23 protein-coding genes are annotated in these 23,855 nt (G+C 56.7%); 10 read left to right on the forward strand and 13 right to left on the reverse strand.

Going from position 1 to position 23,855, the window contains the following annotated elements; all coding sequences use genetic code 11:
• Positions 1–39: 39 nt before the first annotated feature.
• The 6 genes from tgt to LHW45_05295 all read right to left on the reverse strand — a co-directional run bounded on the left by tgt (position 40) and on the right by LHW45_05295 (position 5,821).
• Positions 40–1,149: a tRNA guanosine(34) transglycosylase Tgt gene (gene tgt, locus LHW45_05270; protein MCB5284982.1), complete on the reverse strand. Its 1,110-nt coding sequence runs from the start codon at positions 1,147–1,149 to the stop codon at positions 40–42.
• A gap of 86 nt (positions 1,150–1,235) precedes the next feature.
• Positions 1,236–1,598 (reverse strand): four helix bundle protein, encoded by a 363-nt coding sequence (locus tag LHW45_05275; GenBank protein MCB5284983.1) that lies wholly within the window; start codon positions 1,596–1,598, stop codon positions 1,236–1,238.
• 118 nt (positions 1,599–1,716) lie between these two features.
• Positions 1,717–3,003 (reverse strand): RIP metalloprotease RseP, encoded by a 1,287-nt coding sequence (rseP, locus tag LHW45_05280; GenBank protein ID MCB5284984.1) that lies wholly within the window; start codon positions 3,001–3,003, stop codon positions 1,717–1,719.
• Positions 3,004–3,082: 79 nt separating this feature from the next.
• Positions 3,083–3,460, reverse strand: a complete 378-nt coding sequence (locus LHW45_05285; protein MCB5284985.1) for a four helix bundle protein — start codon at positions 3,458–3,460, stop codon at positions 3,083–3,085.
• A 49-nt stretch (positions 3,461–3,509) separates the two neighbouring features.
• The gene (locus LHW45_05290) at positions 3,510–4,268 is read right to left on the reverse strand and encodes a cobalamin-dependent protein (protein MCB5284986.1); all 759 of its coding nucleotides are present in this window, start codon (positions 4,266–4,268) and stop codon (positions 3,510–3,512) included.
• The gene (locus LHW45_05295) at positions 4,265–5,821 is read right to left on the reverse strand and encodes a lysine 5,6-aminomutase subunit alpha (GenBank protein ID MCB5284987.1); all 1,557 of its coding nucleotides are present in this window, start codon (positions 5,819–5,821) and stop codon (positions 4,265–4,267) included. Before LHW45_05295 ends, LHW45_05290 begins: the two co-directional genes overlap by 4 nt.
• Positions 5,822–6,049: 228 nt before the next feature.
• Between LHW45_05295 and LHW45_05300 the strand changes: the two genes are divergently transcribed.
• Both LHW45_05300 and LHW45_05305 read left to right on the forward strand, forming a co-directional pair.
• Positions 6,050–7,708, forward strand: a complete 1,659-nt coding sequence (locus LHW45_05300; GenBank protein MCB5284988.1) for an SBBP repeat-containing protein — start codon at positions 6,050–6,052, stop codon at positions 7,706–7,708.
• Positions 7,709–7,833: 125 nt separating this feature from the next.
• A complete protein-coding gene (locus LHW45_05305) occupies positions 7,834–8,379 on the forward strand; it encodes a lipocalin family protein (protein MCB5284989.1) in 546 nt (181 codons plus the stop codon).
• Between the two features lie 72 nt (positions 8,380–8,451).
• Here LHW45_05305 and LHW45_05310 read toward each other — a convergent pair whose 3' ends face one another.
• From LHW45_05310 to ispG, 5 genes are all read right to left on the reverse strand, one after another.
• Positions 8,452–8,889: an Hsp20/alpha crystallin family protein gene (locus LHW45_05310; protein ID MCB5284990.1), complete on the reverse strand. Its 438-nt coding sequence runs from the start codon at positions 8,887–8,889 to the stop codon at positions 8,452–8,454.
• A gap of 130 nt (positions 8,890–9,019) precedes the next feature.
• Positions 9,020–11,707, reverse strand: a complete 2,688-nt coding sequence (locus LHW45_05315; GenBank protein ID MCB5284991.1) for a M6 family metalloprotease domain-containing protein — start codon at positions 11,705–11,707, stop codon at positions 9,020–9,022.
• A gap of 361 nt (positions 11,708–12,068) precedes the next feature.
• Positions 12,069–12,587, reverse strand: coding sequence for a chromate transporter (locus tag LHW45_05320; protein MCB5284992.1), 519 nt, complete (start codon positions 12,585–12,587; stop codon positions 12,069–12,071).
• Positions 12,584–13,132 carry a chromate transporter gene (locus LHW45_05325; protein ID MCB5284993.1) on the reverse strand — a complete coding sequence of 183 codons (549 nt, stop codon included), beginning with the start codon at positions 13,130–13,132 and terminating at the stop codon, positions 12,584–12,586. The genes LHW45_05320 and LHW45_05325 overlap by 4 nt, the downstream gene beginning before the upstream one ends.
• Positions 13,125–14,192 (reverse strand): flavodoxin-dependent (E)-4-hydroxy-3-methylbut-2-enyl-diphosphate synthase, encoded by a 1,068-nt coding sequence (gene ispG, locus LHW45_05330; protein MCB5284994.1) that lies wholly within the window; start codon positions 14,190–14,192, stop codon positions 13,125–13,127. The genes LHW45_05325 and ispG overlap by 8 nt, the downstream gene beginning before the upstream one ends.
• 146 nt (positions 14,193–14,338) lie before the next feature.
• Between ispG and LHW45_05335 the strand changes: the two genes are divergently transcribed.
• The 8 genes from LHW45_05335 (at position 14,339) to LHW45_05370 (ending at position 22,399) form a co-directional block, all read left to right on the forward strand.
• Complete coding sequence (locus LHW45_05335) at positions 14,339–15,688, forward strand: DUF4139 domain-containing protein (protein ID MCB5284995.1); 1,350 nt, start codon at positions 14,339–14,341, stop codon at positions 15,686–15,688.
• 22 nt (positions 15,689–15,710) lie between these two features.
• Positions 15,711–16,151 (forward strand): Hsp20/alpha crystallin family protein, encoded by a 441-nt coding sequence (locus LHW45_05340; GenBank protein MCB5284996.1) that lies wholly within the window; start codon positions 15,711–15,713, stop codon positions 16,149–16,151.
• A 94-nt stretch (positions 16,152–16,245) separates the two neighbouring features.
• Positions 16,246–17,247, forward strand: coding sequence for a hypothetical protein (locus LHW45_05345; protein MCB5284997.1), 1,002 nt, complete (start codon positions 16,246–16,248; stop codon positions 17,245–17,247).
• The gene (locus LHW45_05350; protein MCB5284998.1) at positions 17,247–18,773 is read left to right on the forward strand and encodes a hypothetical protein; all 1,527 of its coding nucleotides are present in this window, start codon (positions 17,247–17,249) and stop codon (positions 18,771–18,773) included. Before LHW45_05345 ends, LHW45_05350 begins: the two co-directional genes overlap by 1 nt.
• An 11-nt stretch (positions 18,774–18,784) precedes the next feature.
• A complete protein-coding gene (locus LHW45_05355) occupies positions 18,785–19,204 on the forward strand; it encodes a hypothetical protein (protein MCB5284999.1) in 420 nt (139 codons plus the stop codon).
• A gap of 113 nt (positions 19,205–19,317) precedes the next feature.
• Positions 19,318–20,586: an MFS transporter gene (locus LHW45_05360; GenBank protein MCB5285000.1), complete on the forward strand. Its 1,269-nt coding sequence runs from the start codon at positions 19,318–19,320 to the stop codon at positions 20,584–20,586.
• Between the two features lie 218 nt (positions 20,587–20,804).
• A complete protein-coding gene (locus LHW45_05365) occupies positions 20,805–21,095 on the forward strand; it encodes an integration host factor subunit beta (protein ID MCB5285001.1) in 291 nt (96 codons plus the stop codon).
• Between the two features lie 104 nt (positions 21,096–21,199).
• A complete protein-coding gene (locus tag LHW45_05370) occupies positions 21,200–22,399 on the forward strand; it encodes a ribonuclease H-like domain-containing protein (GenBank protein ID MCB5285002.1) in 1,200 nt (399 codons plus the stop codon).
• 65 nt (positions 22,400–22,464) lie between these two features.
• Here LHW45_05370 and LHW45_05375 read toward each other — a convergent pair whose 3' ends face one another.
• Together LHW45_05375 and LHW45_05380 are read right to left on the reverse strand one after the other, a co-directional pair.
• Complete coding sequence (locus LHW45_05375) at positions 22,465–22,911, reverse strand: NfeD family protein (protein MCB5285003.1); 447 nt, start codon at positions 22,909–22,911, stop codon at positions 22,465–22,467.
• Between the two features lie 14 nt (positions 22,912–22,925).
• Positions 22,926–23,849, reverse strand: a complete 924-nt coding sequence (locus LHW45_05380; protein MCB5285004.1) for a hypothetical protein — start codon at positions 23,847–23,849, stop codon at positions 22,926–22,928.
• Positions 23,850–23,855 lie beyond the last annotated feature (6 nt).

Genomic DNA, 23,855 nt, shown 5'->3' on the forward strand with positions numbered 1-23,855 from the left:
CCGGTAAGGAACAGGTGAAAGGGTGAAAGGGTGGAAAACTCAGATCACCCGGTCGAGCACTGGCAGCATTTCGGCCAGGAAATCGGCATAGCGGTCCGCGAGGATGGCCGCGCGGGCCATTTGCATCAGTTCCTGGTAAAACCAGAGGCTGTGGATTGTGGTGAGGCGCATGCCCAGGATCTCGTTCATGCTGATCAGATGGCGGATGTAGGCGCGGGAAAAGTGGCGGCAGGTATAGCAGCCGCACTGAGGATCGATGGGGGAAAAATCTTCCTTGTAGCGGGCGGCCTTGATGATCATTTTACCGTGGCGGGTGAAGATGCTGCCTTTGCGGGCGTTGCGGGTGGGCATCACGCAGTCGAACATGTCCACGCCGTTGGCGATGTTCAAAAGCAGGTCGCTGGGAGTTCCCACGCCCATCAGGTAGCGGGGTTTGTCGGAGGGCAGGATGTCGTTCAGAAAACCCGTGACGCGGAACATGTCCTCTTTTTCCTCACCCACGGCCAGTCCGCCGATCGAATAGCCGGGAAAATCCATGTCCATCAGGGCCAGGGCCGAGCGTTCGCGCAGGTCTTCGTAGATTCCGCCCTGCACGATGCCGAAGAGGGCCTGTTGCTTGGTGTTCTTGAAGGCAGCCTTGCCCCGTTCGGCCCATTGGAGAGTGGTCTTGAGCGAACGTTCCACGTAGGCGCGGGTGGCCGGATAGGGCGGGCATTCGTCGAAGCTCATGATGATGTCGGCGCCGAGGGCTTCCTGGATGCCGATCACGCTCTCCGGAGTGAAAAAGTGGCGGCTGCCGTCGATATGGGACTGGAATTTGACGCCCTCTTTGGAGATCTTGCGCAGCGCGGCCAGGCTCATCACCTGGAACCCACCGCTGTCGGTGAGCATGGGCTTGGACCACGAAATGAATTTGTGCAGGCCGCCGGCGTCACGGATAAGTTCATGCCCCGGACGCAGATAGAGGTGGTAGGTGTTGCCCAGGATGATCTGCGCGTGGGTCTCATCCAGTTCGTGGGGGCTCATCGCCTTCACGGTGCCAAGGGTGCCCACGGGCATGAAGACCGGCGTTTTTATCTTGCCGTGGCTTGTGGTGATAGTGGCGGCCCTTGCAGATCCGGAGGATTTTTCAAGTTTGAATTTAAACATTGTCTAGAGGGATGAAGAGAAATGGAGAAAAAGAGAAAAGGTTGCGCAGGGGTCGAAACCTATTACTCAAAGCTAACAAAGATCTATCAGGCTTTGCCATTTTTTGCCTTGAGTGCCTTGATCAGATTGATCAGCATCGAGCGGACATGTCTGATCTGGGAAGCATATGTGTCAAAATCCTGGTAATACTCGAGCTGGTACGCAAGTTCCAACTGGGTTTCAAGCTCGGATAGCGAGCCGTTTGCGATGTTCAGAAAGCGGATGAATTCGGGAGTGCTGTTACGGCTGTGGCCTTCGGCCATGTTTGAGGGTATGGATACAGCACAGCGCCTCATCTGCGAAGTCATGCCATACAACTCATGTTTTGGAAAACTGCTACTGAGTTTGTACACCGCAAGTGCAAGCTCCATGCTCTTGATGTATACCTCAAGATTTCTGTAAGAACCCATGTTTTCCACCTTTACTCAAGATTATTCCCAGAATCTCAGATCTCACGATGCCGGTCATCTCAGCTATTCACCCACAACACCTGAATCAACCGCAACTTTTTCTCTTTTTCCCTTTTTCTCATCTGTTCATAAAGCGCATGATCTCGCTCGTCACATCCGAATACAGGGCCAATATCATCAGTCCCATCAGGATGACAAATCCGATCGACTGCAGAACAGACTGGACCTTGAGCGGGATCGGCCGGCGGATGATGCCCTCGATGATGGAGAAGAGGATGAGTCCGCCGTCCAGGATGGGGATGGGCAGCAGATTCATGATCATCAGCATGAGACTGATGCCGCCAAAGAAGATCAGCAGGCTGCCGAAGCCGCGCTGCCCTATTTGCTGGCTCATGGTGGCGATCATCACCGGGCCGCCGACGGATTTTCTGAGTTCGGCGGGGCTGCGCAGCAATTTGCCCAGCATCTGATAGTTCATGGCAATGAAGTTGGCAGTGTTGTAGGCGCCCAGCTTGATAGCCTCGAAAACGTTGAAGCGGCGGTCGTAACGCACCGGCTGGTATTGCATGATGCCGATGGCTCGGCTGCCGCCGGTGTTGAGGCTGGATTCCAGTTTCAGGCTTTTGGTGAAACTGGTTCCGTCCCTCTCGATGGTGAGCAACACATTGTCCCGCGGGGCATTGACAATCACTTCCCGCATCGCGTACCAGTCCGCCACAGCTACCGAATCCACCGCCGTGATGCGGTCTCCGGGCTGCAGTTTGGCATGGTAGGCCGCCGTTTTGGGCACCACTTCGCCCACCCGGGTGTCGGCGATGGGATAAACGCTGTTCAGCAGCGAATCCACATCGGTCGCGGAGATCCGGGCTGTCTTAGTCTCTGAGGTTCTTCTGAAAGTCACGGTGCTCTGCTGCGTTTCAAGCAGGCTTTCCAAGAATTCACTGAATCCTTGCACCGGCCTGCCGTTAACGCTCAGGATGCTGTCGCCGGGGGCGAAAACCTGTGTCCAGGCGCCTTCGGCGCGGCTGATCACGGGATACTGGTCCTGGATGTGAACGGGCAGAATGAAGGAAAGGATGAACAGCATCAAACCCAGCAACAGATTGGCAAAGGGCCCGCTGAACCCAATCAGCGCCTTTTTCCACCAGGCCAAGCGGAAAAAGGAGTCCGCGGCATCCTTGTCCGGAGCATCCGGATTCTCGCCTCTCATCTTCACGTAGCCGCCCAGCGGGATCCAGCCTATGCGCCAGATAACTCCGTCACGCTTCCACTCTTTGATCGGCTTGCCGAAGCCGATGGAAAATTTTTCGATCCCAACTCGAAACCAGCGCGCGACTTTATAATGCCCCAGTTCGTGGATAAAAATCATTGCCCCAAAGGCGAGAATCGTATAGAGGAGAGTCATGATTTACCTTGTTGTGGGATCAATAGATGAAAAGATGAACAGAGGAAAAGATGAACGGGGAAAGTAAGGGTGGAGATTCTCATTTGTTATCCTTAACTGCTTTGGGGTCATTATTTTGGTGATACTTGATCAGTCCGGTCAGCATTTTTCTAATGTACTTAACGTCTTCCGTATATGATCCGATGTTTTCAATATAGCCTAAACGCGAAGCGATCTCCAATTGCGTTTCCAACTCTGACAATGATCCGTTGGCGATAAAGAGAAATTGAATGAATTCCTTGCGATTATTCCTGCCTGAACCCTCGGCGATGTTCGAAGGAATGGACACTGCGCATCTTCTGAGCTGAGAACAAATTCCAAACAATTCGTGTTTGGGGAAGGATTCTGTGGCCTTGTAAACCCGGACAACAAAATCCATGCTTTTATTATAAAGGTCTAAATCACGGTATGATCCCATTTGTACTCCTGCAAATTTTCCCCATACTCTAGCGTCACTGTTAATCTGTTCATCTGTTAATCTGTTTATCTATCTTCCTACCAGCCAGCGTAATAGCTATGAAAGACGCAACATCCGTTGAGTATGTGCCAGTGCCAAATCCCGCATCATATCCCAGTTCGATGGCCAGTTCGTGCGAGATGCGCGGCCCTCCGCAAATGAACAGCATCTTGTCTCTAAGCTGTTCCGCCTCAGCCAATTCGATGAGCCGGGTGAGGTTTTTGATGTGGATGTTCTTCTGGGTGACCACCTGGGAAACGAGGATCACGTCTGCGTTTTCAGCGCGGGCGCGGCGCAGCAGTTCTTCCGATGGCACCTGGGCGCCTAGGTTGATGGCGTTGAACCACTGATAGCGTTCCAGCCCGTAGCGGTGGTTGTAGCCTTTCATGTTCATGATGGCGTCGATCCCCACGGTGTGGGCGTCGCTTTCGATGCAAGCGCCAACCACGGTGACCTCGCGGCCGATGTTTTCCCGGATGTAGGCATCTGTGGCCTCCATGTCCATGACCGGGGTTTCCACCACTTTCACCTTGATGTTGGCGGGATCCACAAAGGCGGAAGTGACGGCGTAGGCGATGAAATGGGTGTAGCCTTCACGCAGGTCGCGGACGCCGCAGATCTCGATCTCTTCAAAGCCGATGCTTTTCAGAAGCAGGCGCGCGGCTTCCTTGCCAAAGGCGTCCGGGGGCACAGGCAGGCTGAAGGAAAGCTGTATCTTGCCGTCGCCCGAGGTGTCGCCATAGGGGCGAATCATGGTTTTTTTGCTCATAGTCCCAGCTCCTTGGTCATCTTGTTCAGGAAGGGATTGAAATAGTTTTCGTGCTTGCGGAAAACTCCGTCGAGGCCCTTGCCGCCTGTCTCGGGACGCTTGATGTCGGCAAACTCGCCTCTGGCCATGGCGGGGAAAAGCCCCTCGGCGGCCACGCCCTCCAGAAATTCCGCGGCCTCACCCAACACTTGGTTGGCGCGCTGGTTGACAAAGCTGTCCGGAGCCAGGCTGAGGCTGGAACCCAGGTCTTTCACGGCTTTGAAGACGTACTGCGCGTTTTCGATGGCCAAAGACCTGTCCGCCAGATGGGGAGTGTGGATCGCCTCGGTCATCATGCCCAGCAATTGCACGCCCTGGCCGGTGAGTTGGCCGATCAAGTTGAACATGGCGTCCATGAGGTGGGTCTTGAAGACGTTGCCGCTGGCGAATTTGGTGGGCGGCATGTACTTGACGGGCGCTTGGGGAAAAAGTTCGCGGGTTAGCAGCGCGTGGGCGAGCTCAAAAGAAAAGCTGTTCTCCAGTTCCGGATCGATCTCGTGGGCGTGTCCGAGGCCCATCTTTTCGGGCTTCACACCGCTGAGCAGGGCGAACTGCTCGTTCAAAAGCTGCGAGGCAGTCACGGTGTAGGCCTTTTCCACGGCGTCGGAGGTGGTGAGATAGTTGTCCTCGCCGGTCTGGATCTCGATGCCGGCAAAGGCATTGATCATGCGGCTGAAATACTGGTCCAGCAAGGTGCGCTGGGGATTGATGTCACGGAAGAGGATGCCGTACATGGCGTCGTTGAGCATCAGGTCCAGCCGCTCGATGGCGCCCATGGCCGCGATCTCCGGCATGCAAAGCCCGGAAGCGTAATTGGTAAGGCTGATATAGCGCTGCTCCTTTTCCGATACCTCGTCCAGGGCGGCGCGCATGATCCGGAAGTTCTCCTGAGTGGCATAAGTGCCCCCGAAACCGACGGTGGTGGCGCCGAAAGGCACATAGTCCAGCAACGATTGCGCGGTGGAGCGGATCACGGCAATGATGTCCGCGCCTTCCGAGGCAGCAGCTTTGGCCTGCAGAGCGTCTTCGTAAATGTTGCCCGTAGCCACGATCACATAGATGGCCGGAACGCGCCGGGGACCGTAGGTGATAAACATGTTCTCCCGGGTGGCGCGCTGTTTGGCAATGTGGCAGAGCATGGAGTCAGCCAGGCCTTCCAAAACCCTAAAGATCTCATCCGGAGGGGCTTGGGGCTGTTTGGCAAGGTCAAGATCGCCTTTAGCAACTGCTTCCGCAACTGACTGGGCGCTTAAGCTTTTGGCCAGCATGGCGTTGGCCACAGGGATGGCGGCGCCTTTGTCCAGGGCCTGAGCGACGCGCAGATGGTCCACAACCACGTTGGGAAGAGGCTTCCCGTCTTTCAGGGCGCCGTCGATGCCCATGAGGCGCAGCACGGTGCGTTCGATCGTCAGCGAGGAATATCCCTCAAACAGCCAGCCAAAGGCTCCGGCAATGCTGGCGGCGGCCGCGCGGGCCCGCTGTTTGGCGGTCTCGTCGAGAGTGAGTTTGAGCATTAAACTCTCCAAAGCTATATTATTTCCAAGCTTTCACGATTTTTTCGGCAGGCATATCCGTCAAGGGAAAAGGCGGGGAGCGGCATCGATATCTTTTCCCGGGCCAAGATATGAGCATAGTCCCTTCCGATTGATGAGCCTCAAGGTTGGCAGTCAGATAAAAAGCTTGACGGAATTTCAATGCCCAGCAAAATTTGGATGCGCATGTGATGATGCAAGGGAGGAAGGATGAGAACTCTGAGAGTATCATTATTGGTTGTAATTGCCCTGGGCGCGGCAGCGGTTGTCAGCGCCCAAAGCCCGCAGTGGCTGTGGGCCCAGCCTGCTGGAGGGGACAACTCGGATCACGCGTATGCCATCACCAGAGACAACACGGGCAATCTATATGTTGCCGGGGATTTCACAATTCAGGCCAGCTTTGGCAACTTCAACCTCAGCTCAGATCAAGCCGCGGCATTTGTCGCCAGGCTGGACAGCGCCGGAAACTGGATCTGGGCTGTGAGCGCCACAGGAAGCGGGGCCTGCTACGCCAGCTCGATAGACTGCGATAGTGTTGGAAATATTTATGTTACGGGCAATTTCCGCAACCAGGTCAACTTTGGCAATCACAGCCTTGTCAGTGAGGGCATGCAGGATGTTTTCGTGGCCAAACTGGACGGCTCCGGAAACTGGCTTTGGGCTACCCAGGGAGGAGGAACTGATTCGGATTACGGGATGGGGATCGCGGTTGATGACAGCGGTCAGGCCTACGTCACCGGCAGTTTTGGTGACACAGCTGATTTTGGCCAAATTAGCCTGAGCATCAATCCCGAGGATTGGATCTGCGACATTTTCATCGCCAAGCTGGATGTTAATGGCAACTGGCTCTGGGCAAAACGAGCGGGTGGATCTGACCCCGACAGCGGCAACGGAGTCGCGCTGGACGGCTCGGGTAACTGTTATGTCACCGGAGTATTCTACGACGATGTCGCCGACTTTGGCCCCGACATTTTCACTGCCAACCAGTGTGATTGTCTCTTCATATCCAAGCTGGACAGTGCGGGAAACTGGCTCTGGACCAGACGAGCGGGTGGGATCTGGCCCTGTTACGCCTACGGCAGGGATGTCACCGCCGATTCCCAGGGAAACTGCTACGCGACAGGCATGTTCAGCCACATCATCGATTTTGGCCCCACATCCCTCACCTGCCTTGACGAGCAGGACATTTTCGTCTGCAAACTCGACGCAGCAGGCAACTGGCTGTGGTCAAGACGCGCAGGGGGAACCAGCTACAACGAAGGTCACGGCATTGAGTGCGATCCGGCCGGCAACTGTTTTGTGGCCGGGTATTTTTACGGCATGGGCGACTTTGGCCCCAATACCCTGTCCAGCGAGGGCTTATCAGACCTGTTCGTTGCGGCTCTGGAAAGCGGCGGAAACTGGCTCTGGAGCTTACGCGGAGGTGGATATTCATATGATACGGCCCAGGGTATGGCAAGCACTAGCGCTGGCCAGTTGAACATCTGCGGCAGCTTTTCCGAAACCGCTGTGTTCGGCCCAGATCAGATAATCAGCTCGGGTGGCACGGACGTTTTGGTGTTGGGACTATCAGCTACCACCGGGGTTGCTGAAGCGTATCAGATCACGGATGATAATATGCTGCGATCTGTTCACCCCAATCCCTGCCAGGCTGGCGCAAGCACGGTGATTAGCTTCGAATTGCCCGCGGGAACTTCGGGTACTCTGGAAATTTTCAACCTCCGGGGGCAGGGAATCTTGGCCACCAACCACGGTCCCGGCCTGCACAGCTTTGAGTGGGATACCACTTCTTTACCGCCCGGACTCTATTTTTGCCGGCTTGTCTTCGGTAAGCATCAGACAGTGAAGAAATTAATGCTGTTGCCTTGAGTGATATGGCAATTCAGCAGAAGCATGAGGTCTGCCACGATGACAGCTGCAGTGAGAATGTTGTCTTGGCCTGAGCCGATTGAGGGTTATCATTTATAGTAAACATGATAATAAAGGGAACAAACATGAATCAGATCCTGACCATCTTCATCCTGCTTATCATCATGGGTATGGGAGTAAGCTGCCAGGCCCAAATCACACCAAATCCCGTGCAGACGGTTGATAACGTTGACTTGGAGCGCTATCTGGGCGTCTGGTACCAGCAATCTTTCTTCCCCTTCCGTTTTCAGAGGGCCGATTGCGGCGAACTGGTGACCGCGGAATATTCCCTGAATCCGAAAGGCAAGATCAACGTGGTGAACACCTGCTACGCCGACAAGGACGGCAGGGAGATCAAGGCCCAGCGCAAAGCCACAGCCTGGACGGTGGATGAGACCAACGCCAAACTCAAGGTCCAGTTTTTCTGGCCGATCAAGGCGGATTATTGGATCGTTAAACTCGACCAGGCCAACTACAGCTACACCGTGGTCAGCGAATCCACCCGCGAATACCTGTGGATCCTCACCCGCGAAAAGACCGTCGACAGGGTCCTCTACGACGAGATCGTCAACTGGCTGAAAGACAACGGCTGGGACACCTCCAAGCTGGTCTTCACCGGCAGCTTTAAATAAGCTTTACCCAAACCACAAAAAACACGGCGCGCACCTTGCGGTACGCGCCGTTTACGTTGGTTGGGCACTTGTTTATTCGATAACTATTTCTTTCTGCGGGGAGGGTTCTTTCTTGGGGATGAGCAGCTGCAGCACCCCGTCTTCCATCTTGGCCGAGATCTTCGCCAGATCGGAGTTTTCGGGCAGGAGCAGATTGCGGCGGTAGCTGCCGCTGTAGCGTTCGCAGCGGTACACGGTCCCTTTGGTCTCCTCTTTGTTCTGTTCGCACTTGGCCTCGATCAGCAGCTGGTTGTCGTGCACCGAGATCTTCACGTTTTCTTTCCTGAAGCCGGGCAGATTGGCCAGGATCTCGAATTCCTTGTCATGCTCGACGATGTCCATCGCCATGGAGCGGAAATTGTCATCTCCGTTCTCCTCTTCGAAGGCGCGGTTGAAGAAATCGTCGAAAATGCTGAGCATGGTGCCCATGGGTCTTAGTTCTTGTCCTTTGCGGTAAGGTACGATCTTCATTTTGAACCTCCTTTAAATGAATCTCTAAGGTCAATATAAAGGTCTTGGCCAAAAAAGCAAGAAAAAAATTAGCAGTCCATCGCTTGAACTGCTAATTATATTTGGAGGGTCCGCCGCGGAGCGGGCTAACTTACTTTAACAATATCATCTTACGGGTTTGGACAAAATCCCCGGAGCGCAGGCGGTAATGGTATATTCCGCTTCCGCAGGACTGGCCCTGGTTGTCCTTGCCGTCCCAAACGAGGTCCAGCTGCTGGCCTGCGGGCATTCCCGCGAAGAGGGTGCGAACCAGTCTGCCGCGGATGTCGAAGATCTGCAAAGAGGCTGGCAAGGCGGGGTCCTTCAGGCTAAAGCTGATGGTGGTGACGGGGTTGAAGGGATTGGGGTAATTCTGCTGGAGCGCATTCACTCTCACAGGAACCGTATTGTCTTCCGCAGCAGTGCCTTGCCGGGTGGAAAACTGGCTGATCTGGCTGAAGTTGCTGTTGCCGGCCACATTGCCGGCGCTCACCCGCCAATAGTAGGTCCGCCCGGGCTGCAGGCCGGAAACGTGGTGGCTGGTGGCGGTGAGGTTGGGCAGATCGAATTCCGGATCGACGAACCAGACGCTTTGCGAGATCTGAAGCGTGTAGATGTCGGCCAGGGGCATGGCGGTCCAGGCAAAATCGAGGTTCCAGGCCTGCTCGACAGCCAGATGTTCCGGGAAGGTAAGCACAGGTGGGGCAGGCAGTTCGGTGATGTTCCCCGTGGTGAAGCTGAGGTTGAGGCAGAAGGGGCCCGCCCCGATGTCGGCCAGTCCGCACACCCGCCAGTGGTAAGTTTGGAAGGGCGTAAGGCCCTGCAACTGATAATGGTTGTCCGGGTGATCGATGACGTTGACGAGGAAACTGCTGAAATTGGGATCAGCTGAAACCTGCAGCTGATATCCGGTTACGCCGGGGGTGGCGGTCCAGGCCAGCAGCGGATTGGTGGGGATATCCGTGGCGCCGTTGGGGGGCCAGGTCCCCTGCGGCACGGCCATTTCACTGGCGATCGCGAAGGGATGGGTGTTGCTGTCTGTCTGCCCGTTGGAGTTTTGGGTCACCCGCAGGAACACCTGGCTGGAATTGAGCACCGGGATGTTGTTCCAGACATAGGATCCGGTGTTGGGAGCCGCGACACTCAAGGTGTTCCAGCTGCCTCCGCCGTCAGTGCTGTAATCCAGCGTAACTGTTCCGGAGAGGGTTTTGGCCTTCCAAGTGAGAATCTTGTTGCTGCCAGAGAACCAGGTTTCGCCACCGCGGGGATAGGTGAGCTGCACATCGGAGATCTTGATCTTGAAAGTGATGGTCTGGCCGGCCTCACCCACCTCGTAGAGGTTGAGCCCGCCCGGCGCGTTGTTGCTCATGAACCCGCTCGGGACGGTGGCTTCGTTCATTTCGACGCGCCCTTCCTGCTGGGAAAACTCGGCCATGCTGATGGCACCGTTGGAGGTGGTGTTATTGGCGTGGGGGCGGTAGATGTAAAGCTCGTCCGGCGGTCCGTCGGCATTGCCGCTCTCGGAAACATCCAAACGATAGACCAGCAGTCCGGTGCCGGGGATGTTGTGATCGTAATTCGCGGAGGGACGGCGGTATTCCAGCAGGTAGTATTCGCCGCTTTTCCAGCTGGGCACGCGCCAGATGTTGTTCGTGGCGGAGGAGGCCACCGGTGAAAGGCTGTAGGTGCCGGAAGCGCTGATCTCCGGAACGGTGGAGATCCACTGCCCGTACTTGTGTTTCATCCACACGCTCATGTGCTGGGGCGGGTTCTGGTCCGAGCACATGATGTCCCAGGCGCTGATGGGGTCGATGCTGGTGTCGTTATAGCGGTAAAGGTCTGGAGCGCCGAGGCTGTGGAACATTTCGTGGGAAAGCACGCCGGCGCCGGAACCCAGGGTGGAGGTCTCGATCTGGAAATTGAAGTCCCAGACCTGCTTGCCGTGGATCATGGCGTTCACGGTGTAGAGCACCCAGCGATGGGGCCAGAGCAGTTCGGCCCAGCCTTCCGGCGAGCCCTTGATGATGAAGCAGGTGTTGTCCACATAGCCATCGTTGTCGCCGTCGATCACCAGGTCCGTGGGCACCTGGGGCGCGATGGCGTTCACGGCACGCAGCAGCAACTGATGTTCGCGCTGGGTGCGTTCATTGTCACCGTTGTAACCTTGGGGATTGGCCGCGCTGTGCGCTTTGAAATAGGCGCGGGGATAGGTGTCTGTGTAGCAGAGGATGGTGGAGCCGTTCGGGGCCGGATAGAAGGTGGAGTTTACATTCAACTGGTTGTAGGATGCTTCCCAGAAATAGCGTTTCATGGAATTTCCCGCCGGGTTGTTGAAGATCTCGTCATAAACGCCGATGGGAGTGGCGAAATCGGGGTCATCGGCGAATTTGATGAAGACCACCAGATTGTTGAAGTCGCCTGTGTGAGGGGATTTGGCGTCGCTGTAATCCCGCATGCCGGGGTAACGCTCATATTTGGCTTCGATCAGCCGGCGGGAAAGGTTGACTCCGGGCTGCAAAGCCTTGTGCTGCGGGGATCCGCGGCCCACGATCCAGTCCGTGGGCGCCACTTGTTCGCCGTCCTGCCGGGCGTAAACATAGTAGCCGGCGTCATTCTGGACGATCGTATAGTTGTCCGCGTCGTGCAGCCAGTTGTGCCATTCGTCCCCGCTGGCCAGGATTTCCAGTTCGCTGCCGTCCGGCTGGGCCACCCGCACCGGGGTGTTCACCAGCGGCGCGGCGCACAGCGTTCCCAGCGCCAGCAGCGCTGTGAGAAGGGTCAAGATCAGTTTGTTGGCCATGTTTTTTGGTCCTGTATGTCTTTTTATACTTTGATAAAATAGCGCGAATAACGCTCGAAGCCATCTGCGCCTTTGGTTTCTGATACACTTTTTGTTCCAATGTAGGAATTATTTTGAGAGGTCAAGCTTGCTCCGCAGCGCGGCTCCGCCAGCCTCGGCCGCCGAGCCTGAAAAAATTGGGCTGGACCCGCCCTTGGCCCCCTCCCATCCGCCTCTTGCCCGCCTCCCGTTGAGTTCCCGCTGTTCAGGCGGGAACTCAGCGGGAGGCGAAGGGGATGTGACCAGGCTGGGGCTTGGGGCGGAGCCAGCGGGAAACAGCCCTGATTTACGGTGTCTAAAAGACTGTACGGCAGTAAGTTGCTCAGCCGAAGACCATTCCGAAGGCAGCCGCGCCCAGCATCAGATAGATGGGGTTGGGCCTCAAGCGCCAGTAGATCGCCAGACTGATAACGAAAACGAGCACTGTGAACCAGTCCGTGATGGCGCTCCGGGCGATGAGGATCATGGCGGCGCCGATGAGGCCGAGGGTAACCCAGCGCAGTTTTTGAAAGATGTTTTTGAACCAGGGCTGCCGGCGGAGCTTGAGATAGGTGAGGGTGATGAGCAACATCAGGATGAGCGAGGGCAGGATCACCCCGAAGGTACAGAGCAGGGAGCCCCAAACGCCCGCCTGACGATAGCCGATGAAGGTGGCAGCGTTGATGGCGATTGGGCCCGGGGTCATTTGCGAGATCGCCACCACGTCGGTGAATTCACCCTGGGTGAGCCAGGCATGGCGGACCACGGCTTCCTGCTGGATCATGGCCAAAATGGCATAGCCGCCGCCGAAACTGAACAGGCCGATCTTGAAGAAGACCCAGAACAAACTCAGCAGGCTCATTCGGGCCTCTGCCTGCCCCAGACTCCCTGGACCACGGAAAAGGCGATCGCGGCCAGGATCAGCCAGATGGGGCTGAAGCCGAACCATCCCACCAGCACCATCGCGAGGATCGGCACCCAGAAATTGCTGAGCTTGAGTTTGGCGGAGCGGGTCATCTGGACCAGCGGCACGGCGATGAGGGCCACCAAGGCCGGTTTGAGGGCACGGAAAGCCTTGCGCACCAAGGCCTGGTCCGCATAGTGGGCAAAGAGTTCGGCGATCAGCATGATGGTGACCAGGGAGGGCAAAACCGTTCCCAGCACCGCTGCCGCCATGCCCCAGCGTCCTCGCACGTGCAGGCCCACGTAAACGCTGAGATTGATCGCGATCGGCCCCGGACAGGATTGCGCCGCGGCCAGGCCGTCCAGAAAGTCCTCATCCGTGATCCAGCCTCGTTTTTCCACCACTTCCCGACGGATGAGGGGGATCATCGCGTAGGCGCCGCCGATGGTGAACGCGCCAATTTTGAGAAAGGTAAAAAATAGGGAACCGAGGTTTTCAGACACCCTTCACCCGCTCTTCCACCAAACGCAGAAGTTCTGCCACAAGCTGCCGTTCCGGCACTTTTTTAACGATCTGGCCGCGGGCGAAGAGGAGGCCCTCGCCGTCGCCGCCGGCGATGCCAAAATCCGCTTCCCGCGCTTCTCCGGGCCCATTCACGGCGCAGCCCATCACGGCGATGGTGAGCGGCAGATCGCCGTAGGCCTGCAAGGCGTTTTCCACCTCGGTGGCCAGACGGAAGAGATTTACCCTGGTGCGTCCGCAGGTGGGACAGGAAATGATGTTAAGCCCCTGCCGCAAGCCGAGGTTGCGCAAGATCTGCCTGGCCACGATCACTTCCTGGATGGGATCGGCGGTGAGGGAAACCCGCAGGGTGTCGCCGATGCCTTCGGAGAGCAGGATCCCCAAGGCCATGGCGGATTTGACGCTGCCGGCCAGCAGGGTGCCGGATTCCGTGATGCCCAGATGCAGGGGGTAATCCACCGCCTCACTCAAAGCCCGGTAACTGGCCAGCATCAAAGGCAGTTGGGAGGCTTTCACGGAGATCTTGATGGCATCGAAGTTCAGGTCCTCGAGGATGCGCACATGCTCCAGGGCCGCCTCCACCATGGCTGCGGCGCTCACACCGTGTTTGGCCACCAGCTCCCGGGGCAGGGAACCGCTGTTCACGCCGATGCGGATGGGCACACCGCGTTCTGAAGCCACCTTCACCACTTCCTCCACCTTGACGCGGGAGCCTATGTTGCCTGGATTGATCCGGAGTCCGGCGATCCCGGCCTCCAGCGCTTGCAGGGCCAGCTTGTGGTCGAAATGAATGTCCGCGATCAGGGGCACTTTAGCGCCGCTGACGAGGGTTGGGATGGCGCGGATGTCCTCAGCGCCAGTGACCGCGAAGCGGATGATCTGGCAGCCGGAGCTTTCCAAAGCGCTGATCTGGGCCAGCGCGGCAGCCACATTTTGGGTGGGCACGCTGAGCATGCTCTGGATCGAAACAGGGGCGCCGCCGCCGATCGGGACAGAGCCCAAGTGTATCTGCCGGGTAGGTTTGCGAGTGATGTTTTCCATGTGGCAAAAGCAGGCTGGCCGGGAATTCTGTCAATCTAATTTCCCCGCCCTCACATAAACCTTGACCAAAAAGTTCGGGGATTTTGCATGGTTCGGCAGTATAATATCAGTGAAACCAAAAAAACTGATGCCTTTAGGAGGTTACAGTGTTCATTAGAGTTATCATGCTCCTGATCCTGCTGGTGCTGGCAGGCTTTGCCAGCGCGGAAGACTGGATCACCATCTACAATGACGACCTTTCCCTGGTGCGCAGCAATTTTGAGCTGGAGCTCAAGGCCGGTCGCCAGGAATACAATTTCGACAACATCACCTCCCGCATCGAAGCGCCCTCCGTGATCGTGCATTCCCTCAGCGGCGGAGTGCGGGTCGCGGAACAGAATTATGAATACGACCTGGCCGGCAAATCCCAGATCATCGCCAAATACATCGAGCGCGAGGTGGAACTGCTCACCAAGGACGATTCGCGGGTGATCGGCACCCTCAAGTTCTATGACGGCAGCAGCTTCGGGATCCTGGAAAAAGGCAGCGACCGGCTCTTCGTGGTTGCCGACAGCGAAACCCAGGTGATCAAACTGGCGGAACTGCCCTCCAACTTCTACACCAAGCCCACCCTGCACTGGAGCCTGATCGCAGACAAAGCCGGCAAACATCCCCTCCAGATGACCTACCTGACCGGTGGATTGAGCTGGAACGTCACCTACAACAGCGTTTGGGACGAAAAGACCCTCGCCCTCAATTCCTGGGTGACCATCACCAACCAGAGCGGCAAGGCCTTCGACGAAGTGACCCTGAAACTGATCGCGGGCGACGTGAACCGGGTCTATGACGTGTATGGCGGCTACAAACGCAACATGTACGACGAGATGATGGCGCCGTCGATGGCCATGGATGCCGGAGCGCCCAGCTTCGAGGAAAAGGCCTTCCACGATTTCCACATGTACACCCTGGACCAGAAAGTGTCCTTCGCGAACAACCAGACCAAACAGCTGGAACTATATCCACTGCAAAACGTAAAGGCCATCCAGGCTTACGAATACAGCACCTGGGGCGGCGGCGTGAACAGCGTGATCAAGTTCAAAAACACCGAGGAAAACGGCATCGGCAAGCCCCTGCCCAAAGGCACCCTCAAGGTCTATAAGAAAGACAGCGACGGCAATCTGGAATTCATTGGCGAAGACAGCATCAAGCACACCAGCAAGAACGAAGATGTGAAGATCAACACCGGCACCGCCTTCGACCTGGTGGCCTCCACCCTGGTGCGCGACCAGCGCGACCTGGGCAAAAACAAAAGCGAGCGCACCATCCAGGTGACCCTGCGCAACAACTCCGCCGAGGCCAAAACGATCAACGTGCTGCACCAGCTGGGCGGAAACGACAGCATCATCGAAAGCAATTTCACCCACACCCAGGACACCAACCTGAAGGCCACCTTCGAGATAGCGGTCCAGCCGGACAAAGAGGTGATCCTCAACTTCACCGTGAGAACCGAATACTGACAAACCATTCTGGGGATGGAAAATGCAGGACAAGATACATTCGAATCTGAACGGCATCCGCCGCGAAATGCTGAAGATCCTGGGCGAAGTTTCCTCGCTCACCCACAGCCCGCTGGCCATTGAGGACGCCATCGACGATTTCTGGCATCCCAAATGCGATGTTTACCAGACCGACACGCAGTGGGTGGTGCTGGTGGAACTGGCCGGAGTGAACAAGGACGAGATCAGCATCACGGCCAGCAGCGAGTACCTGCGCATCAGCGGAGCGCGCGAGCTGCATTCCGAGGACGGCCAGACCACCTACCACAGCATGGAGATCGATACCGGCAGATTCGACCGCCGGATCTTTTTTCCCGATCTCAGCCTGGACAAAGACCATCCCAAGGTGCAATACCTGAACGGGATCCTGCGGATCGCCTTCACCATCCAGGCTTTGGTGGAAAGGATCATACCCATAGATTGAAGCCCAAATTCCGGCCGTCCGGCCCAAACCGGGCGGCCGGACCATAAAATGATTTACTGAGCAGACGGACAAACGCCGTCTGGATGGAGGAAAGGTGAAAAGAACTTTGATGTTGGCGCTGGCTTTGGGCGCCTGGCTGCTCTGCGCGGCCACGGGAGTGGAGTCGGTCCGCTCGACTGATACTTCCAAAACCTCGAACACGGTGAGCATCGAGCTCAGCGACCCCGCCCAATACAGCGTGCAACAACTGCCCGGAGGCAAGGGCGTGCGCCTCACCATCAAGAATGTCAGTTCTTTGGGCGGCAGTCCCCAGTATCCGCGCCTGAGCGAAGTGATCGACGTGGTTTCAGCCCGCATGGAAGGCGGCAACGCCGTTATCGACATCAAGACCATGGGCGATTACGACATTTCGCACGGCAGCAATTCAGCCCGGGACCGCATCACCGTATCGGTGATCTCCGGTGCAGCAACTCCGTCCGCGCCCAAACCAGCGGCCGCGCCGGCGTCAATCCCCAAAACGGAGATCCCGCCCTCGGCCATGCCCAAAAAAGTGGGGTTGCCAGACAATGTGAGCAGCCGTCCCCAACTGCCAGCTCCAGCGCCATCTGATAGAACCCCTGGTTCCGTTCCACCCCAGGAACAGCCCCTGGCACAAACCACCCCGCCACCTCTTGTGCCCCCGCCCACTACCGAGGAAACAAAAACCGGGGAAGAACAGCTTGAGGCCAAAGCCCTGCCGGAAACTCCGGCGGAAGGTGCTTCCGGGACGGCCACAGAGCCGGCAAGCGGCGATAAAACAACCAAGGGCAATCTGCCGCTTTGGCTGATCCTCGCTGCGGCGGCCCTGCTCATCCTGCTGGTGGTCCTTAAATATTTTCTGGCCAAACGGCCGGAAATTGCCGCAGGAACTTCCGAACCAATCCGGGACGAAAAACCCGCTGAGGGCAGGACTTTGCTGCTGGACCCCGAAACCCGGCAACGCATGGTGCAGAAGCTGCTGGACCAAGGCTGGTCCTCCAGCGAGATCGCCCGCGAGATGCGTCTGGGCGTTCAGGAAGTGGAAGCCATAGTGGCGAGGCTCAAAGGCCTGAAATGATGAAACGCGCGGTATGGAAAACCGGCTTGGCCAGGCTGGCCCTGCCGCTGTTGCTGGCGCTGGCGGCCAGAGTGAGCCACGCTCAAACCGTATTCACAAATACCGCCTTCTACCCTGATGTGCGCAGCCAGCTTGTGCCCAGCCCCCTGGCCGAAAATGAAACTTACAGGCTGGATGATCCGCTTACCCTTGGTTCCGGCGTTCACGTGCCCTTCGAAAGCTGGAAGGCGATCAAGGCCTCGGCGGTGGAGCTCTTCCTGCCTGGTTCACACCATCGTGCTTTGTTCCAATATGAGTACGCGGATTCCACTTTGAGCTACCGCCTTGAAACCAATTTCTTCACGGGTTGGGATCAGCGCTGGGACCCCGAGGGCGCTTACGGCCTCCATTCACTGGGCCTGAGGGTCAATTCCACTTTCAACGACAAATTCAGGGCCAGGGGTGTCTATTGGAACGGGAAATTTTACGGCGATAAATCCGCTGCCAGCCATTCCCCTTTGATCGACGGATCAGGTTCCGCCAGTACCAACAATGTTTATGCCGATAATATCAATGGAGAACTCAGCTATAAAGTAGAGCATTTCAGCGCATCCCTCGGGCGGGGAAGGTTCCAGATCGGCAATTCGCTATCCGGTTCCATAGTTCTTTCGGACCAGGTGAATGAATACGACTATGTCCTGCTGGAACAAAGGGTGGGCCAGTTCAGTTTTTCCTGCCTGCACGCGTCCCTGATGGCGGATACCCTGGTGGCTGGCCTGCATCCAGCCAAATATGCCGCCATCCATCAGCTTACCTGGCAGCCCAAGCCCTCTCTGGATGTGTTTTACGGCGAAACTGTGACCTACGGCAACCGGATCGACCTCAGCTACTTGTTGCCGATCATTCACACCCGCGCGGGCAGATACTCGACTGCCGAAGCGGACAACCGTAACATCTACGGCGGAGTCAATTTCAGACCGGCAAATGACCTCACCCTCTACGCGATGATGCTGCTCGACGAACTGACCGTGCGGAAATTCCTGAGCAATTGGTGGGGCAATAAATACGCCGTCCAGCTTGGCACGGTTTGGAACCTGCCGCTGCGCTGGCGGAGCGGAAAACCGCGTCTGGGGTTGGAGTTCACTGCCGTCCGGCCCTGGACTTACACCCATTACGCCAACGTATCCATGTATTCCCAGGATGGCAGGCCGCTGGGTTATGCCAAGGGATCAAACCTCCTGGATGCAACAGCTGAACTGAATTTTCCCCTGCCCTGGAATTCGCGCTGGGACAGCCAGTTTTCCTGCACCTGGCAGGGCAGCCGGGGTAACGACTGGCGTTTGAACTATCGTGATGAATTTCCGGTTGAGATCATCAATACCGCCCCAGCCTACTGGCTTGAAGGCAACCTGAGCGTCACTCCCGTCTGGCAAAACACTCTGCGGATCGGGATCATGGCCCACCACGAGTTTCTTTTGGGACACCGCTCCCAGTTTGGCCCCCAGCCCAGTCACGCGTTTTTCGGCAGTTGGCAGGTATCATTGTAAGCGAGGAACCCATGCCCATAGTTGACCGTCTGGAATACCCCAAGAAATACAAGCTCAAAGGCACGCTCCTGCTGCTGGTGGCCCTGGCCGCCCTGGGGGGGATCGTCTATTTGCGGCTGAGCAACGAAGCCCGGGCCAAACGCGTGGTGGTCCACAGCGTGGGTTTCGGAGAATTCGACACGAATTTCATTCGAATCAACTACGAGATCGAGAACACGGGGCGGAAGGCTGAAGAGGTGGATCTGCTGGCCAAGGTTTACGACAGCGCCGGCGCAGAGATCGCCAGCATCTTTTTCCGCACGGAGGTAAAAGCCCAAACCCGGGAGTATCAAAGCAAGTATATCGACAAGCTCTACCGCCCTCTCCGCAACGGCGAGCAACCTCACAAAGTGACCGTGAACCGCCAGCAACGGGGCTTGCTGGGCTACTGACCGCGGCCGCCGCGGGGAGGACTTTGGCAAGGCCGCGCCGGAATCGCGCTTGACATAAAAACCGCCTCAAACAGATTGCCGCCAATCTTCAAAATCAGGAACAAACACCCCCAATGCGCTTGAAAAATCTGAATCCCGTGGAACGAAGGACCGCCATCCTGTTGGTACTGGCGGCGCTGTTCAACGGCGTGATCCTTTCCCTGAACCAGACGCAGGACATCATTGCCCGCAAGGCCCTGCACGCCAAGGATTGGCAGCTGATGCTGATGACCATGATCTGGCCGGTGGCCAATTTCTTTTCGGTCTGGTGGGCGCGGGTGTTTGAGCGCAGCTGCCACAAACAGCGCTATTTCCTGATCGCCGGCATCATCGGCCGGCTCACCTTGGTTTATGCCATCTGGCTGGTGAGCATGAACGAATATCTGGTGCTGCTGGGTCTGCTCTTCGCCTCCAATTCGCTCATCGTGCCCGCCCAGAACAGCATTTACCAGCGCAACATCCATCCCAGCCGGCGGGCCAGGGTCTTCGGCATCATCCAAAGCGTGGGGATAGGGGTTTCTGTCGTGCTCACCTTCATCGCCGGACGTTTGCTTGACGTTCGGGAAGACAGTTTTCGCCTGATTCTGGTTGTCACCGGGATCGTGGGTTTCGCCAGCGCGGCCATTCTGGCCCTGATCCGCATCCAGGAACCCGTGGTGAAACGCGACTGCCAGAAGCTGAATTGGAAACAGACCCTGCTGGAGCCGATCGGCGGAACCCTCCGGCTGCTGAAGGAAAACAAGGCTTTTGCCGCTTTCGAGCGCAGCTTTTCCATCTACGGCATGGGCTTCATCATGATGCAGCCCATCATCCCCATCTATCTGGTGGACAAGCTGCAGCTCACCTACACCGCCAATTTCCTGGCCAAGGGGATCGTCTCCCAGCTTGGCATGCTGCTGCTTTCACCCCTGATCGGAAAACTGCACGACCGCATGCATCCCTTCCGCTTCATGTCGGCGGCGTTTGGGCTGCTGATGGTCTTTCCGCTGCTGTTTGTGGCCTCATCCCTGGTGAAGGGTGAATCCGTGCTGCCCGTGGTGATCGTGTTTCTGGCCTATCTGATCTTTGGCATCGCCATGGCCGGCGTGAACATCACCTGGAACATGGGTTCCATCTACTTCGCGGGCGATTCCGACGCCTCCATCTATCAGAGCGTGCACGTTACCATGACCGGCATCCGCGGCCTGATCGCGCCTGTGCTGGGATACACGTTGCTGAAGGTTTTCAGCCTTACCATGGTCTTCGTGGTGGCAGCGGGCTTTTTCCTCGCCGCGGCGCTGGTGAGTTTGCGCGATTACCGCCGCTGGAAGTTTGTCAATCAAGTGGCCACGACCCCACGCTAAAAAAAGTCATCCCGCGCTGAAAAATCCAATCAAAACAAGTTCCAGGCATGGCGGAGAACGTAGCCTCCGCCGCTTTGGCACAGCCGTTTCACGCCGCTGGGGCAGTTGTTCAGCTTTTTTTTCTTGACACAAACCTAAGCTTATAATTTTGAGTATCTTATTGACAATATCAAACTCGCTTCAGCGATTCATAGCTTACATTATATAAGGAGAAAAACATGACAAAAGCAGATCTGGTTAAAGTGATCTCAGAGAATACCGGCATCATCCGCAAAGACGTTGCTGTTGTGGTCGATTCCCTGCTGCAGTCCATCAAGGACAGTCTGGGCAAAGGCCACCACATCGAAATCCGTGGTTTTGGCACCTTCCGTCTTAAAACCCGCAAACCCCGCATGGGCCGTAATCCCAAGACCGAAGAGAAAGTACCGGTTCCCGCCAGGACCGTACCCACCTTCAAGTTTTCCCGCGAATTCAAGACCTCGGTCATCGACCTCAACGTGAAAGAGTAGAGTGAGCCAAAATGCCTTGCGGAAAGAAGAAAAAAAGACATAAAATCGCCACTCACAAGCGGAAAAAACGCCTGCGTAAGAACCGTCATAAAAAGAAATAAATTGTGGCCACCCTTCGGGGTGGCTTTTTTGGCTTTGGCTTGAACTTCGAAGACCACAATCTGGAACTGCGCCAGCTGATCCGGGACGCCCTGCGCTCCACTCTGGAGGGAGATTTCTCCGCCCACGCCGATTATCCCTATTTTTACACCCGTGCCTTTTACGATATGCGCACCGAGGTGGACGGCCTGCCCCTCTTTCCCCGGGAATTGCCTGAGGTTTTTCTGCGCTGGGCCGGTCTGGAAGCGGGAAAGCTGATCAGCCCGGAGGAAATCCTGGTGCTGGATCTGGAGACCACAGGATTGGGCCGCGGCCAGACAATTGCCTTCATGATCGGCCTGGGCTATTACGAGGAGGGGCGCTATGTGGTGGAGCAGCTGTTCCTGCCGGAACCCGAGGCCGAGGCCAACTCTTTCGACCGCCTCATCGAGCTGCTGGAAAAGAAGTCCGTGCTGATCACCTTCAACGGTAAAACCTTCGACGTTCCCATCCTGGAATCCCGCCTGCTTTACAACCACATCTGGCTGGACCTGCGCTCCAAACTCCACATTGACCTGCTCCATCTGGCCCGGAGGCTCTGGAAAAACAAGATCCCCTCCTGCGCCTTGGAAACAATCGAGTTCTATATCCTGGGCTACATCCGCGAAAAGGAGCTGGACATCGAGGGCGGCCTCATACCCCAAACCTATTTTCAGTTCCTCATCAGCGGCGACGCCGAGCTGATGCGCCGCGTTTTCATCCACAACCAGTTCGACATCCTGCACACGGCCGCGCTCTTCACCCTGATCTGCGACAGCGCGGGCTATCCCCCCGCCCTGGGTTTCGACCACCGCATCGACTACCACGCCCTGGCCCGGCTCTACATCAGCCAGGATAGCAGCGAAACGGCCCGTGCCATACTAACCGACCTGCTGGCCCAAAACATCGTCTCCGGCGATATCGCCTGCGAATTGGGGCTGCTCAACAAAAAGGAGGGTGACCTGGAAGCCGCGGACAGCTGTTTCGCCCTCGCCGCCGCCCTCGACCACCCCGCCGGAAGGCTGGAATATGCCAAGCTGCTGGAAAAACGCAAGGACTACGACAGCGCCCTGGACCAGGCCCAGGCACTGCTCCACTGGCACCTGGCCCGGCCTCAGATCAGCGCCAGGCAGGTGGAAGCGCTGGAAAAAAGAGTGCTGCGCCTGCGCAGAAAACTAGAACTCTGAGCCAAAAAAAGCGCCACCAAGGGTGACGCCTTATACAAAGGATTAGGGTGCGGAAAAGCCCCGCGTTACTCGGAGGGGCTCACGATAAGTTTGTTGCCGTCGATATCTATAACCTTCACCTTGGCATCCACTTCGATGGGTTTGGCGTCAGTTGAAACAGCCCCCCACTCTTCCCCGCCGATCTTCACATAACCTTTGCCTTCCGCGGGAATGGCTTTGGTGATGCGGCCTTCTTTTCCTTTCAAAGCGTAAACGTTGGTTTCCCCGCCTGCGTTGCGCAGCACTCTTTTCCCCACCCTGCGGGTGAAGAGAAAAGCCACAAAGCTGATCGCCGCGAAGATGATTATCTGCATTGGCACGCTGCCCCCCACCAGATGCAGGAGGCTGAGCAGCCCGGTGGCGATGGCGCCGATGCCCAGCGCGATGAAGAAGAAGGCGGGATCGAAGATCTCGATGATCACAAAGACGATCCCGAGGATTGTCCACACGTGCCAGGGCTGAATGTTGATCATTGGTTCCCCCAGTTTTACTTGTTGGTTTCTTCCGGTTTGGGCTCTTCACCGCTCTCGTGGCTGGAACCGCGCTTGTCTTTGTAGATGCGCTTCACTTTGCGCTTGCTGCCGCCATAACCATAGCGGGAGGAATAACGGTTCGAGTAATTGCCGTAACCGCCGTATTGGTAGGATCCGCCCATGTTGCTGGCGTTAAAGCCTTTAACGCCCATAAGGGCCAGCAAATACATGATCAGCTTGGTGCCGTAATAAGCCAGGATCACGGCCACAAAGAGCACCACCAGAGCGCCGAAGAAATTGTAGATGAATTTGCGCACGGTGGAAACGCTGCTGCCGCCCATGGTGGGAACCATCTGCACGTAGAGCAGGGTGGTGTTCGCCTGGCGCAGCACGTTGACCAGGTTTTCCTGGTCCCGGATCTGGCCGATCAAATACTCTTTCCGGTCGGCGATGTTTCCATAGACTTGCCCCACCGCGTCCATCTCCGCCAGTTCTTGCTTTTTGGAGGCCAGGATACCCTCTTCCGTGATCAGGGACTTGATCACCAAAGCCGAGTCAACAATTTCCTTGTGGCCTTCAATGGTGCCCAGGTCGCCGAATTTCTTAAGTATTTCGGGCAGTTTGCTCTCCTCGATCTTGAAGATATAGGAACCGTGGCTGCTTTCCCGGGACGTGAGCAGAGGTTTTTCCAGGGAATAGCCACTGATCACGCCGGTCATATCCTGCAAGGCGTTTCTGATGTTCAGGCTCCGCACTCGCAACTGGGCCTTGTTGAGGGATTTATAATCGCTGAAAATCTTGTTCGAATCCTTGAACATAGACCCGTAATCCGGGCCTTTTTCCTTTTGCATCAAAGCCGCGTAGCCAGCCCATGCCAGAGCGAGGAAGATCACAAAGATCGCCACCGCCCGAAGTCTCCGTTTAATCGTTTTGTCCATTATATC

Source organism: Candidatus Cloacimonadota bacterium (assembly GCA_020532085.1).
Classification (GTDB): Bacteria; Cloacimonadota; Cloacimonadia; order Cloacimonadales; family Cloacimonadaceae; genus Syntrophosphaera.